Below are 14,419 nucleotides of genomic sequence, written 5' to 3'. Positions count from 1 at the left end.
AATCCATTTTAGTGATTTATGAAATGGATTCGGTCAAAATCCACACAAAAAAGGTGAGCCATCAAAGGCTCACCTTTTTTGTGTATTATGTTAATTTATGAAGAAAGTTCACCAGCACGCAGGCGCCCACTTTTTTCATATACTTCTTTCAAGATACGAACAGGTTGTGTGCGGACAGCCGGCTTGGCAGAGACAATCTCGTTAGGCCCAACGACAACAATTTCATCCGCCGTACCCTTCACAATTGCACCGTCTTTGATAATCGCACCTTCACCAATGATGGCGCGTTCGATGTGAACGCCACGGCCTACGCGTGCGTTAGGCATAACGACACTGTCTTTAACCTCAGAGCCTTTACCCACTTCAGCACCGCAGAAGATTACAGAACGTTCGGCATGACCTTCAATAGCACAAGAGTCATGAATCATGGAAGTCACATGTTCAATCTTCGTATGTCTTGCCTTGTATGCACTTGGCTTAGAACGCCAGTCGCGAGTGAACATTGGCCAGTTTTCTTTTTGAAGACTCCAGTCTTCATCGTTGTGTAACAGATCCATATGTGCATCCCAAAGGCTCTTAACCGTGCCTACATCTTTCCAATAACCATTAAAGTTATAGACAAAGAGGGGATTATTTTCGTTCAACATCTGAGGAATCACATCTTTACCGAAGTCATGGCTGGATTCAGGGTTAGCAGCATCTTCCAAGAGATGGCGTTTCAGATACTCCCATTTGAACATGTAAATACCCATTGAAGCCAGATTACTTTTTGGTTCAGCCGGTTTCTCGGCAAATTCGGTTACACGCAGATTAGCATCGGCAGCCATGATCCCAAAGCGATGTGCTTCATCCCATGGAACTTCCATCACTGAAATCGTTGCTGCGGCATTATTGGCTTGATGAGCCTCCAACATTTCGCGATAATTCATATGATAAATATGGTCACCCGACAAAATTAGAACATTTTCGGGGTTTTGTTGGTCAATATAGTCGATATTTTTATAAATAGCATCCGCCGTTCCCAAGTATTCGTCATTTCCTGTATGATAAGATGGAAGCAAGGAGATTCCTGCCTCACTTGAGTTACCATGTCCCCATGGTTCTCCTCCACCGATATGATCATGTAATGATTCCGCTTGATACTGCGTTAGTACACCTACAGTGTCGATCCCTGAGTTAACGCAGTTACTGAGAGGAAAATCGATGATTCGGTAGTGCCCGCCAAACGGTACAGCGGGTTTTGCGATACTTGAGGTTAAAGGGGCTAATCGTTTCCCTTCTCCTCCCGCCAACAGCATAGCGATGCAATCTTTATTAAACATAATCGTTTCCCTCCCAAAATATTGTGCAGTGTAGTACATCATTAACGCAAAGTAGAGCAAATGAAACTGTTGTTACTGTAAAAATTCAGAAAAAATACAACATTTTCTAATGCACCGCATTTTTCTTTTCAACTTGGCTAGAATGGGGTAATGGTTACTGTTATATCTATTTTCTTGAGAAGAAGGTGATCTCTTGGCCATTCAACCGTTAGCACACCCGGACATATTGCCGGAGCATATTTATTTATTTCATGAAGGTAACCTTCATCACAGTTATCGAATGTTAGGCGCACAGCCTGAGACTTGCGATGGCCGTCAGGGGTATCGCTTTACCGTATGGGCACCAAATGCCGCAGAAGTGGGACTGGCTCTGGACCGTAATGATTGGAAAGGCGAACAGGAACCTTTATATAAGATACCCGAATCAGGATTTTGGAGTCGTTTTTTTCCGGAAATCAGTGAAGGAACTTTATACAAGTTCCGTATATTAACGGAAGATGGAACAGAATTGCTCAAAGCGGACCCTTATGCGTTTCAAGCGGAGGTTCGACCTCAGACAGCCTCTGTCACCAGTTCAATCGAAGGTTACAAATGGAATGATGGAGCCTGGAGACGAAAACAACGTGCCATGTATAACAAACCTCTACATATTTACGAAATGCATATGGGAACCTGGAAGCGCAAAGAAGATGGTAGCCTCTATAGTTATCGCGAGATGGCGGACTTGCTCGTTCCTTACTTATTAGAAATGAAATATACACATGTTGAGATGATGCCTCTCAGTGAGCATCCCTATGACCTTTCGTGGGGATACCAGAACACAGGGTTTTACGCGCCAACGAGCCGTTACGGGCACCCAAAAGATCTGATGTATCTTGTGGATACACTGCATCAGGCTGGAATAGGCGTACTCCTGGATTGGGTGCCTGCACATTTTGCCAAAGATGCTCATGGGTTGCGTATGTTCGATGGAACACCTTTATATGAATATGCAGACCCGATGTTAGCGGAGAAGCCAGGCTGGGGTACACTCAGCTTTGATTACTCGAAACCTGAAATTCGTTCCTTTCTGATCTCCAATGCATTGTATTGGATGGAGATGTATCATTTTGACGGACTCCGTGTTGATGCGGTTACGAGTATGCTTCGGCTTGATTTTGAAAAGCAACCAGGACAATACCGTACCAATGATGAAGGGGGTCTTGAGAACAAGGAAGCTGTAGCCTTTTTGCAGCAGCTGAATGAGACGGTATTCAAGTATTTCCCTTATGCATTGATGATGGCTGAAGAATCCAGTGCATGGCCAATGGTGACGCTACCTGTAGATGAGGGTGGTCTGGGTTTCAACTACAAATGGAACATGGGCTGGATGAACGATACGCTTGATTACATGGAATCTGATTTTCATGAGCGTCCTTCCAAACATCATTTGCTGACTTTCCCGGTCGTATACTCCTTTGCTGAAAATTATGTGCTACCTCTGTCACATGACGAAGTTGTTCATGGCAAAAAGTCGCTCCTCGACAAGATGCCAGGAACCTATGAGCAGAAATTTGCCGGCATGCGTGCTTTTCTGGGCTATTTTATGACTTTCCCAGGGAAAAAGCTGTTGTTTATGGGGGGAGACTTTGGCCAGTTCATCGAATGGAAAGATGAGGATCAACTGGATTGGTTCTTGCTGGATTATGACAGTCACCGCAATTTGCATAAGTTTGAGCGTGAGCTGTCTAACCTGTACTTGAGCGAAAAAGCTTTGTGGGAGCTTGATCATTCCTTGGACGGTTATGAATGGATCACTCCGGATGATCAGGACCAGAGTGTCATTTCATATGTACGCAAAGGAAAAAAACCTGCGGATACACTCCTTGTGCTCATTAACTTTCAGCCGGTCAAGCGGGAGCGTTACCGGATTGGTGTCATGCGTCCCGGTATGTATACCGAAGTTCTGAACAGTGACCATTCCGTTTACGGCGGTTCAGGCATAATTAATGATATGCAACTGCCTACCGAAAAGATTCCTTTTCATGGGCATCCGCATAGTCTCGAATTGGTTTTACCTCCGCTGAGCATCGTGATACTAAAAAAGAACACGCGCCGGAAAACGGATGAATCGCCTGCGAGTATTACTTCCGTCAGTTCAAAAACGAAAAATAAAAGTGAAAACAACACGCTGAAACCGAAGAGGAGGACGAAGGCATGAATATTCTATTTGCTGCTGCTGAAGTACATCCATTTATTAAAACAGGAGGCCTCGCTGACGTAATCGGTGCTCTCCCGTTCGCATTGAAGAAGAGCGGAGCAGACGTGCGGGTGATTATGCCTAAATACAAGGGAATCCCCGATGAATATAAAGACGCATTGCAGCCAGTCATCACAACGGATGTGCCCCTTGGCTGGCGCAGACCCTATTGTGGAATAGAAATGCTGGTTCATGATGGAATTCCAGTTTACTTTGTGGATAATGAGTATTATTTTGGGCGTGACGGAGTGTACGGGTATATGGATGATGGCGAGCGCTTCGCCTTCTTCAACCGTGCAGTTCTTGAAGTATTACCACAGATTGAGTTCAAGCCTGACGTGTTGCACAGTCATGACTGGCATGCAGGAATGATTCCTTTGGTGCTTGAAGCCCATTACAGACGCGATCCATTCTACAGTGATATTCGTACGGTGTTCACCATACATAACTTGTTGTACCAAGGGGTATTCCCACATGAGTTATTCAGTGAAATCCTTGAATTGGACGATCGATATTTCACCGTGGATGGAGCCGAATATTACGGTAATGTCAATTTCCTGAAAGCTGGTATTGTGTACGCTGACCATGTGACAACGGTGAGCCCAACATACGCACAGGAAGTGCAAACGTCTTATTACGGATATGGCCTGGACGGACTGCTTAGTTCTCTTGGAGATCGTTTCAGCGGGATTGTGAATGGAATTGATACCAAGAGCTACAACCCGGCGACAGACACCAAAATTCCTATGAAATACAGAACAAGTCTGTCCAAGAAAACGGAGAATAAAATCGAGCTTCAAAAAGAACTTGGGCTTCCTGTTCGACCGGATGTACCTCTCATGGTCATGGTCACAAGGCTCGTGGACTCCAAGGGGCTTGATCTGGTCTGCCGCATCCTGGATGAATTGTTGTACTATGATGACATTCAATTTGCGGTACTGGGAACAGGGGAGCAGGCGTATGAACACTGGTTCCGTGAAGCTGCGAATCGTTATCCGCTTAAAATGTCTGCCCAGATTAAATTCAACGATGGGTTATCCCGCCGTTTCTATGCAGGCAGTGATATCTTCCTGATGCCATCAAGGTTCGAGCCATGTGGTATTAGTCAGCTACTGGCTCTGCGTTATGGCAGTGTGCCTCTCGTAAGGGAAACAGGTGGTCTGAATGATACCGTGCAGGCATATAACGAGTTTACTGGAGAAGGGAATGGCTTCTCGTTCACGAGCTTTAACGCACATGACATGATGAATACCATTCGGCGTGCTGAGGAGATTTACAAACAGCCGGAACACTGGAAGAAAATTGTGAAGAATGCAATGGGCGGAGAATATAGCTGGAACGTGTCAGCTGAGGAATATATGGATATTTATCGTCGAATTACACTCGAACCTGTAAAGTGATGTAGTCTTGATGAGTCACAGCATATGATGCTGTGGCTTTTTCTCACGCCAAAAAACACTTCCAAAGTTCAGAATGAATGTCTTTCATCTGAGACGGTAGAAGTGTTTTTCTTTTGACATGATTATGCTTGGACTGAATGGTTAAAATGGATCGTTGCTGGATCAAGCTGTCTGTACAAAATGCGGTACCCATAGGGGTCGAGCTTAATATTCATTAATCCATCGGTTGGGGATACAGGCTCTTCAGTTAATGCATCTTTCCAGTCTTTCGTCTCCATGGGATGTGAGAGCGTACGATCTTGAGGTGTATTGTTCATCCATACGGTAAAGTGAAGGTTGTCATCCACACGCTCGTACACGATACAGGGGTCATTATGATCAGCCTTGAGGAATCGGAAGCGTCCTTTGCGCAGGGCTTCATTGCTTTTGCGTAAATCGATCATCAGACGATAAAAATCATAAAGTTCTCTGTCTTGTTTGGCCGGGTCCCATTCCATGCATTTTCGACAATCCGGGTCAGCATCACCGCTAATCCCAACTTCGTCGCCGTAGAAGATACAAGGTGTACCGATATAGGTGAAAAGAAATACAACCGATAACTTTAATCGGCGTTTGTCTTCCCCTAACCGGGTGAGCAGGCGAGGGGTATCATGGCTGCACAGCATATTGAAGATGACCTCATTCGTTTGTTGTGGGTATCGCATAATTAATGAACCCATCTCGTTGGCAAAATGATAACCATCCATTGATCCACAGAAGAACTGAAGCACTTTGTCGGCAAAAGGATAATTCATGACGGAATCAAATTGATCCCCCATAAGCCAGGTCAAGGAATCGCTCCATACTTCACCAACAATATAGGCTTCGGGATTCGCTGCCTTCACAACCTTGCGAAAATCACGCCAGAAATGGTTGTCCACTTCATTCGCTACATCCAGCCGCCAGCCGTCCAGCTTGATTTCCTTGATCCAATACTCAGCCACATCGAGTAGATATGCCTTAACCTCTGGGTTGGCTGTATTGAACTTGGGCATGTTGCCATAGAAACCAAACGTATCGTAGGTAGGTATACCGTCCTTGATCTGAACCGGATATTCATTGATGTGGAACCAATCGGCATACGTTGAGTTTTTTCCATGTCTGAGTACGTCTTGAAAAGGAGGGAAGTCTTCGCTGCAGTGGTTAAACACCGCATCCAACATGACGCGGATACCCAGGCGATGACATTCTTCAGTCACTTGTTTGAGCATGGCGTTATCACCGAAATGGGGGTCGACTTTTTTATAGTCAATGGTGTCGTATTTGTGGTAGGAATTGGCCTGGAATAACGGGGTAAAGTAAATAGCGTTCACGCCAAGTTCAGTCAAGTCATACAGATGATCCAGCACACCTTGCAGATCTCCACCAAAATAATTGTCCAGTTCAGGTTTGCCACCCCAGTCATGGGTTCCTTGCGGATTCAGCTTGGGATCTCCATTGGCAAACCGTTCGGTCATGATCTGGTAAAAGACGGCTTCTTTGGCCCACTCGGGCACCTTAAACACATCAATCTCATGTATATAAGAGAACTCATAATATCCTCCGGTTGGATAAGGGGCCTCATAATGAATGCCGTTATCCGCGAGGAAAACATCTTCCGAACCGGCGGTTATCCGAAATATATAGGTGAGACGTTTGAATTGAGGTTTGACCGCAGCCTCCCAATAATCAAACATGCTATCGGCAGCAGCCTTCTCCAGTTGAATTTCCTTGTAAGTTCCATTCCAATTGTACTTATCTCCGGTCAGTGCAGTCACGTATTGAACATCATTTCGTTTGGTTCGAACGCGTAGATGTATGGTAGACGAATCATAGGCATAGGCCCATTTGTCACGAGGAACATGATACATGGCTTCGAGCAGCATGACAGCACCTCCTGAGTATAGGATAAGTTATAGCTATAAATAACCAAGTTAGCCAGCAAATGAACCATAATTCCTGTAATAAAATGTATTATTTTCAGTATTTTCAAGGGTTTCTTTCACAGCATCTCCAGCTTCTTGCTGAATATACTTACTGCTAAATCAAGAAAAGGGTGCCTTGAACAAGCTTGGATTTCAAGTTTGTTCAAGGCACCCTATATAGCATGTTGAAGCGAGTCTTACCGAATAGCTTGCTCGAACTCTGTACGGATGGATTGAAGCAGCTCCGGCTGGCTCAGAACGTCGTAGGCTGTTGTAGCGAGTGCCTTGGCTCCCAGAATCATGCCGTCCAGCGCACGTTCTTGGAGTGCAAGATCACGGAAGGCTATGGAGTGCAGTGTATGCACCTCATCCACAACACGGATGTAGGGATGGATGGCAGGACATTTTAGGGAAACGTTACCGATGTCCATGGAGCCATGATCGTTACCACTCACAATTTCTTCTTGCGGGATGCCGAGTTCGATCAGATTTTGACTAAACGCAGCTGAGAATGCTTCATTGGTGACCATCTCGTCATAGGACGTTTCATAGTTGGACGTCACCAGCTTGCAACCTGTCTGTAGAGCAGATCCTTCAGCAATCTGAATTACACGCTCCGTGAGGATATTCAGTTCTTTTCGGGTTGCTGCACGTACATAAAATTGGGCTGAAGCGTAGTCAGGAATGATGTTTGCCGCCTGACCGCCGTTGTTAATAACACCATGAATTCGAACGGTGCTTTTCACTTGTTGTCGGAATGCGTTGATCCCGTTGAACGTTTGAATGACAGCATCAAGTGCATTAATGCCTTCGTGCGGACTTGCAGCAGCATGTGAAGAGCGGCCATGGAATTCAAATTGAACAGCATCAATAGCCAGTGAGCTGCCGGACTTTTCGTAGGCATAATACGGGTGCGCCATGAGAGCGACATCGCAGTCATCGAACAAACCTGCTTCCGCCATCGGAACTTTAGCACCACGTGTCTCTTCAGCGGGGGTACCGAACACTTTAAGGGTTCCACCTACTTCATCCAGAATGGATTTCAGCCCAACAGCAGCTCCAAGACTCATCATGCAGATTAGATGGTGACCACAGGCGTGACCGATCTCCGGCAAAGCGTCATACTCACACAGTAATGCGATAGTAGGGCCGGGTTTGGTGGCCGAATAGGTTCCGATAAAAGCTGTGTCCAGTCCGAGAATGGGAGCTTCTACCGTGAAACCGTGGAAGACCAGTTCTTCTTTCAAACGGGCAGAAGCGAGATACTCTTCATTTCCCAGTTCGGGGTTGGCCCCAATATATGATGAAATGGCTTTAAAACGGGAAGCATATTGATCAATAACCGTCAGGATCAGTGATTTGTTAGATGTCATTAGTAAACTCCTTATGCAAAAATGAAAATAATTCATTGATTATATCATGTTTGCTTTATTTTTTCAGAAACAAGTCAAGATTTGTATTGTCAAAATGCATTGCATAATCATGCATTGTACTTTATAATGACTCAGTCATCAACATGAGAAGCATACAATGTATTGTAAGGGGAGAGAAAAAGGTTGAAATTGATTAGTCGTTACACCATGATGCTGTTGACCTTTGTTATTCTGCTGACGACTGCCGCTCCTGTGGCACTTGCAAGTGGAACTACAGATAATTCAAGCAGTAAAAAGCTAGTGCTCGGTACAAGTGCCGATTTTGCACCATACGAATTCCATAAAGTGATTAATGGCAAAGATGAAATCGTCGGTTTCGATATTGAGATCGCCAAAGAGATTGCCAAAGATCTTGGCGCTGAGCTTGTGATTGAGGATATGGGCTTCGACGGTCTTCTGCCTTCATTGCAGAGCGGGCGTGTTGATCTGGTAATTTCAGGTATGACGCCGACGGATGAGCGGAAGAAAAGTATCGATTTTTCCGACACCTATTATAAATCAAAACAAGTGATTATGGTTCGCAATGCGGATAAAGACAAATATCCAACCATGGCAGAACTTGAAAATGCGAAGATTGGCGTTCAGAAAGGCTCCATTCAGGAAACGATCGGACAGAGTATTCCAGGAGCGAAACTTACTGCGCTGGATAAAATCTCGGATATCGTGCTTCAACTGCAAACAAAACGCATTGACGCGGCAATCGTTGAAGATACCGTTGCTGCAGGTTATCTGGACGATATCATTGGACTTGCTGCTGCTGTTCCGGACGAAGAGCAAGCAGAAGCGGCAATCGGGATTCGTAAAGGGAATACCGAGCTGCTAGCTGCAGTAAATGGAACACTGGAACGATTGAAAAGTGAAGATAAAATCAATCAGATGGTGACGGACGCCAGCCTCTTGATGGCGGATAAAGTGAACAAATCACAAAATATTTTCCAAGTATTCTGGGAGTACAAAAGTTTCTATGCTACAGGAGTAGGATACACACTTCTGTTGTCTGCACTTGGCGTTATCTTCGGGGTAATTATTGGATTGATCATCTGTTTATTCCGTTTGCATGACGCTGCAATCTTGCGCTGGATCGGTACTGCTTACGTTGAAGTGATCCGTGGCACACCGATGCTGGTACAATTGATGATTATTTACTATGGTTTTTCCCTGAGCTTTGGCATTAACTTCACTGCACTTCAGGCAGGTATCATTACACTTTCAATCAATAGTGGTGCCTATCTGGCGGAGATTTTCCGTGCAGGTATCCAAGGTGTGGATCGTGGTCAGTTGGAGGCAGCGCGTTCCCTCGGAATGGGCAGAGGTGCAGCAATGCGTTACATTATATTGCCACAAGCCTTCAAAGCTGTATTACCAGCGATCGGTAATGAATTTATAACTATTATCAAAGAATCCTCCATTATCTCCGTTATCGGTATGGTGGATATTATGTATCAGGCAAGTGTAGTCAAAAACATTACGTATCAAGGCTTGAGTCCATTTTTGATTGCAGCAGCCATCTACTTTGTAATGACGTTCATTTTGTCCAAGCTGCTGGGACGACTGGAAAGGAAGTTGAGTGCAAGTGATAGACGTTAGACAATTACACAAATCTTATGGAAATAACGATGTACTTAAGGGCATTAACGTGACGATTGGAAAAGGTGAAGTTGTCGTGGTTATCGGTCCTTCCGGTTCGGGTAAAAGTACGTTCTTACGTTGTCTGAACCTGCTGGAACAGCCTACCTCGGGTGAGATTGATTTTGAAGGCGTGTCAATCACCGATCCGAAGCACAACATCAATGCGACTCGTGAGAAGATGGGTATGGTGTTCCAGCATTTCAACCTGTTCCCACACAAAACGGTACAGCAAAACATTACGATTGCCCCGATTAAAGTGAAAAAGCAATCCACGCAGGAAGCGGAGAAAATCGCTGCTGATTTGTTAAACACTGTGGGCTTGTACGATAAAAAAGATACATTCCCGAACCAGCTGTCCGGTGGACAGAAGCAGCGGATCGCCATTGCAAGAGCATTGGCCATGCAACCGCATGTAATGCTGTTTGACGAGCCTACTTCGGCACTGGACCCCGAGATGGTCGGCGAAGTGCTGGATGTCATGAAACGTCTTGCAGAAGGCGGGATGACGATGGTCATCGTGACGCATGAGATGGGTTTTGCACGTGAAGTGGGAGATCGGATCCTGTTCATGGATGGCGGGGTCATCGTAGAAGAAGGAACACCTGATGAGGTGTTTGGAGCACCAAAAAATTCACGTACACGTGATTTTCTTGCTAAAGTACTCTAAATGAAATGATTTAATAGCGTTACTGACATCGAGTCGGTAACGCTATTTTTTTGTGCGCAATAATCATTTATTGATTTGAAAAGTAACTTTTTTGTTACCTAATATAAAGGGATCGGATCACCCAGCTTTTCTGAATTATCCAGTATTCTTACAGTTGATGACATGCTAAAAACCATATGGTAAGAATTACTACAAGTTCAGGTTACAAAATTGTGATATATTGAACTCTGCCGAAACTTCCGGACAGGGAGTGCGGGGGATGTAACGATGCAGATCGTGCAGGGGGAAGATCTACGGCACACTGCTTGGGGTGAATTAGGGGTACATAACGTTTCACATGTAACGAAGAACCTATAGGGTGGCTCCTCATCCGAATCCGACAACTAACTTCGCAGGCATAATGAGGGAGGAAGACCATGATTAACAAGAAACGTATAGCCAAAACAGCAGTAGCATTATTGACAACAGCAATGCTTATTCAAGCCGTTCCGGCTCACGCAGATTCAGTTCATGTGGCCAAAGAAGGGGATACCTTCTACACCTTATCGAAACAGTATGGAGTAGCACTCAACACGTTGGTTAAAGCAAACAACGACATTTCGCCTTACAATATTTATGGTGGTTTAAAAATTACGATTCCCGGTAAGGCAAACAATGTAGCAGCTGCTGCGGCTACGGAGAGCAAGACTCAAGCGAAGACGGTTACAACAGCAAGCTTGGACGTTAATGCAGATAACAAAGTTGTTCAAGCCTGGGGAAAAACGTTCGATTACAGTAAAGCAGTGAATGTGAAAGCAACGGCATACTCTGCAGATCCGTCCGAAAATGGAGGATGGGGTGCTGTGGATTACTTCGGTAATGATCTTGAACTGGGCACGATCGCAGTTGATCCAAGTGTGATTCCACTCGGAACCAAAGTACTGGTAACCGGTCACAGCCATCCGGGATTGCCAAAACAGGCTTTTGTAGCTACAGCACGTGATGTGGGCGGTGCAATCAAGGGTCACCGGATTGATATCTTTATCCCTGGTAGCAAACAGTCCGTAAGCACATTTGGTTTCCAGGATATCGAGCTGTATATTCTGAAGTAGAAAGTAAATTACATTTAATAATTCAAACAGGGTGTCTGCCAATCGCTACTTGCGATTGAACAGGCACCCTTTTATCATCATCAACATTTTTTATAATGGACATCTTAATCGTTGGCCTTTGGCAACCCCAACATCTCGTCCAAGGTGACTAGTTCATACCCCCGATTACGCAGTTCCTCGATAATTTCAGGCAAAGCCTCAATTGTGCCGTTCAGGTTCGATCCCACACCTCCTCCTGCATGTTGCAGAACGATGGAGCCAGGTTTCACGGCAGATAGGATGTTATCCTTCACCTCTTTCTTGGAAAGGCCTTTCCAGTCCAGTGAATCAACATTCCAGTTCACAATGCTATAGTGTTGTCTGGCAGCCCATTGCAGCTGTTCTTCATTAATGTCTCCGTATGGTGGCCGAATCATCTTCGGCGTATACCCTGCCAGATGGTGAATGATATCTCCGGTATGTAAAATTTGTTTGCGAAAGGCATTCATCGACAGCTTACTGAATTCCGGATGATTGTAGCTGTGATTACCAACAATATGCCCTTCCTTAACGATGCGTTTTACCAGATCCGGGTGTTTCTCAGCACGACTACCGACGATAAAGAATGTAGCTCTGACCTTATATTTCTTCAATACATCCAATACCTGTGGAGTAAAACGTGGATCGGGCACATCATCAAAAGTCAGGGCAACCTGCTTCGTTGATGGACCATTCGTTTTGAACGTATCCGCATATTTTTGACGTAACTGTCCCAATGTCAGTTGTTCTTCTTCCGCGGAATCTGAACCTGATACTGATTCACTTGGCGGGCTTGAAGCATCCCGCGATGAAACTGGAGCATGATATCCTCCGAGAAAAATAACGATAACCATCAGCATAATGAGGCGTACGCGCATAATAACGGCCTCCTTTTCCAAAATGACGTTCTCTTTGGTATGCCCGGGGGTTCCATAAATTATGCGCAGTGTGAGAAGTTTCATTGCCGTTTTAGCTCATGAGAGCCATAATTCCTCCATATATAACATATAGAAAAGGATAGGTGGATGGGTATGAGTACATATGATTTGAAATCCATACGTTTACAGGTAATTGAAGCAGGAGAAGATAAGGTTTTTCTCGTTACCGGAGGAAAGGCGCATATTGGTGCCGTAGCCACGTTCTATGTGGATCATGAGCGCGTAAGCGGGACGACGGTACATATTCCGGGTCATAAGGAACAAGAGTTGTGTGAGCGGCTTGCCCGAAAGGCTGCCCTGCAGCTGAAAGTAACCGTTACGGTGATCATGGGTATTCATTTTGATTCCATTACACGGATGCAGATCGACGAAATCGTGCAGACTGCAGAGAGGCTGATGGAGGATCATCTGAACAAGGATAAACGATCTTCCTAACATGAAGAACAATCGCATGTTTTGATTTTATTTGCTAAAATTGAAACGAGTTGTAGATTGTTACGTATGTATGTTTATATACGATGTAATATCGACTAGGAGGAATAACATAATGTCCATTTTCAAACGATTGCGTGATTTAACAATGTCTAACATCAACGCCATTATTGACAAGGCGGAAGATCCAATCAAGATGACCGACCAATATATCCGTGACATGCAAGAGGATCTGGAAGATGCAGAGAAAGCAGTAGCCGCACAGATCGCCATAGAGAAGAAATTCAAACAGCTATTCGAAGAGCAGGAAGCGCTTGTGAAGAAACGTGAAGAGCAGGCGCATACGGCAGCACGTGCTCAGAATCTGGATCTGGCTCGTCGGGCTTTGGAAGAGAAAAAGGCTGCTGAAGAGAAGATGGCTGAGTACAAAACCAGCTATGATCAGAACAAGGCTTCTGCAGATAACCTGCGTGGCAAGCTCGACGAGATGCGTAAGCAATTGACTCAAATGAAGAACAAACGTGAGACATTGGTAGCCCGTTATAACGCAGCAAAAGCGCAAACGGAAATCAACAAAGCGTTGAATGGGTTTGGTTCCGATACGGCAAGTGCCGGCATGAAACGTATGGAAGAGAAAATGATGCAAATGGAAGCTCAAGCTGAAGCAAGCAACGAAATGTCTTCCAAAGGTAAGTCTTTGGACGAAGAGTTTGAGAAGTTGGGCAAAGATCAGGCTGTTGAAGACGAACTCGCAGCATTGATGAAACAGTACGATAATAAGAACTAACACCTTGGTTGTCAGCAGGGTTAACCAGCGGAGGAGAAGAGCGTTTCTCCTTCGCTTTTAAATGCGGTTCATGTTGATATGTGGGGGCTGTGTAAATGGATTTGAACATTTTGGCGATGCTGGTTTGGACAGTATCTGGTTCGGTTTTGCTGTTTGTCTTGATGTATGTAGATTCACTGTTCACGAAATATAAGGATTTTGCTGAAGTTAAGGCTGGCAATATGGCTGTTACCACACGTATGGTGATGAAATTATTTGCACAAGGGTATGTACTCGCTACGTCCATTTCGACGGCTGGTCATCTGGGAGAAGCATTGCTGGTTTCCGTGGTATCCTTTATCATTTTATTGATTCTGGAGAGTGTCGTACACTTTATGATTCGCAAATGGGCCAATCTGGATCTGGATACCGGAATTCAGCAAGGAAAGACAGGATACGGCTTGTTCTCTGGCGCTTTACATATCGTGGGCGCACTGATTATTGCAGCTTGTTTATAAGATAAGGAACAGGAGTAATTCTC

12 protein-coding genes and 1 riboswitch are annotated in these 14,419 nt (G+C 44.9%); of the genes, 8 read left to right on the top strand and 4 right to left on the bottom strand.

Going from position 1 to position 14,419, the window contains the following annotated elements; all coding sequences use genetic code 11:
• Positions 1 to 95: 95 nt before the first annotated feature.
• Complete coding sequence (locus NYE45_RS16975) at positions 96 to 1,322, bottom strand: glucose-1-phosphate adenylyltransferase (protein ID WP_340013317.1); 1,227 nt, start codon at positions 1,320 to 1,322, stop codon at positions 96 to 98.
• A 193-nt stretch (positions 1,323 to 1,515) separates the two neighbouring features.
• Here NYE45_RS16975 and glgB point away from each other — a divergent pair, with 193 nt between their 5' ends.
• Both glgB and glgA read left to right on the top strand, forming a co-directional pair.
• Positions 1,516 to 3,522 carry a 1,4-alpha-glucan branching protein GlgB gene (gene glgB / locus NYE45_RS16970; RefSeq protein WP_340013316.1) on the top strand — a complete coding sequence of 669 codons (2,007 nt, stop codon included), beginning with the start codon at positions 1,516 to 1,518 and terminating at the stop codon, positions 3,520 to 3,522.
• A complete protein-coding gene (gene glgA / locus NYE45_RS16965; RefSeq protein ID WP_340013314.1) occupies positions 3,519 to 4,961 on the top strand; it encodes a glycogen synthase GlgA in 1,443 nt (480 codons plus the stop codon). Before glgB ends, glgA begins: the two co-directional genes overlap by 4 nt.
• A gap of 122 nt (positions 4,962 to 5,083) precedes the next feature.
• Here glgA and NYE45_RS16960 read toward each other — a convergent pair whose 3' ends face one another.
• Together NYE45_RS16960 and NYE45_RS16955 are read right to left on the bottom strand one after the other, a co-directional pair.
• Positions 5,084 to 6,865 carry an alpha-glycosidase gene (locus NYE45_RS16960; protein WP_340013313.1) on the bottom strand — a complete coding sequence of 594 codons (1,782 nt, stop codon included), beginning with the start codon at positions 6,863 to 6,865 and terminating at the stop codon, positions 5,084 to 5,086.
• Between the two features lie 236 nt (positions 6,866 to 7,101).
• The gene (locus NYE45_RS16955) at positions 7,102 to 8,277 is read right to left on the bottom strand and encodes a M20 family metallopeptidase (protein WP_340013312.1); all 1,176 of its coding nucleotides are present in this window, start codon (positions 8,275 to 8,277) and stop codon (positions 7,102 to 7,104) included.
• 183 nt (positions 8,278 to 8,460) lie between these two features.
• Between NYE45_RS16955 and NYE45_RS16950 the strand changes: the two genes are divergently transcribed.
• The 3 genes from NYE45_RS16950 (at position 8,461) to NYE45_RS16940 (ending at position 11,724) form a co-directional block, all read left to right on the top strand.
• Entirely contained in the window at positions 8,461 to 9,924 is a 1,464-nt protein-coding gene (locus tag NYE45_RS16950) for an ABC transporter permease subunit (RefSeq protein WP_340013310.1), read from the top strand.
• Positions 9,911 to 10,633: an amino acid ABC transporter ATP-binding protein gene (locus NYE45_RS16945; RefSeq protein ID WP_017688094.1), complete on the top strand. Its 723-nt coding sequence runs from the start codon at positions 9,911 to 9,913 to the stop codon at positions 10,631 to 10,633. Before NYE45_RS16950 ends, NYE45_RS16945 begins: the two co-directional genes overlap by 14 nt.
• 218 nt (positions 10,634 to 10,851) lie before the next feature.
• A riboswitch (cyclic di-AMP (ydaO/yuaA leader) is annotated at positions 10,852 to 11,047 on the top strand.
• Positions 11,048 to 11,049: 2 nt separating this feature from the next.
• Positions 11,050 to 11,724: a 3D domain-containing protein gene (locus NYE45_RS16940; protein WP_062834860.1), complete on the top strand. Its 675-nt coding sequence runs from the start codon at positions 11,050 to 11,052 to the stop codon at positions 11,722 to 11,724.
• A gap of 104 nt (positions 11,725 to 11,828) precedes the next feature.
• Here NYE45_RS16940 and NYE45_RS16935 read toward each other — a convergent pair whose 3' ends face one another.
• Complete coding sequence (locus tag NYE45_RS16935; RefSeq protein WP_340013308.1) at positions 11,829 to 12,620, bottom strand: polysaccharide deacetylase family protein; 792 nt, start codon at positions 12,618 to 12,620, stop codon at positions 11,829 to 11,831.
• Between the two features lie 153 nt (positions 12,621 to 12,773).
• On the opposite strand from NYE45_RS16935, the gene NYE45_RS16930 reads away from it, so the two are divergent.
• From NYE45_RS16930 to NYE45_RS16920, 3 genes are all read left to right on the top strand, one after another.
• Positions 12,774 to 13,115 (top strand): hypothetical protein, encoded by a 342-nt coding sequence (locus NYE45_RS16930; RefSeq protein WP_051447323.1) that lies wholly within the window; start codon positions 12,774 to 12,776, stop codon positions 13,113 to 13,115.
• Positions 13,116 to 13,227: 112 nt separating this feature from the next.
• Entirely contained in the window at positions 13,228 to 13,899 is a 672-nt protein-coding gene (locus NYE45_RS16925) for a PspA/IM30 family protein (protein WP_062834858.1), read from the top strand.
• Positions 13,900 to 13,994: 95 nt separating this feature from the next.
• Positions 13,995 to 14,396: a DUF350 domain-containing protein gene (locus tag NYE45_RS16920; RefSeq protein WP_062834857.1), complete on the top strand. Its 402-nt coding sequence runs from the start codon at positions 13,995 to 13,997 to the stop codon at positions 14,394 to 14,396.
• The last annotated feature ends 23 nt before the right edge of the window (positions 14,397 to 14,419 follow it).

Origin of the sequence: Paenibacillus sp. FSL K6-1318, assembly GCF_037976905.1 — a bacterium.
GTDB lineage: Bacteria > Bacillota > Bacilli > Paenibacillales > Paenibacillaceae > Paenibacillus > Paenibacillus amylolyticus_A.
Note: the sequence above shows the minus strand (reverse complement) of the source record. Positions and strands in the feature narration are given on the sequence as shown.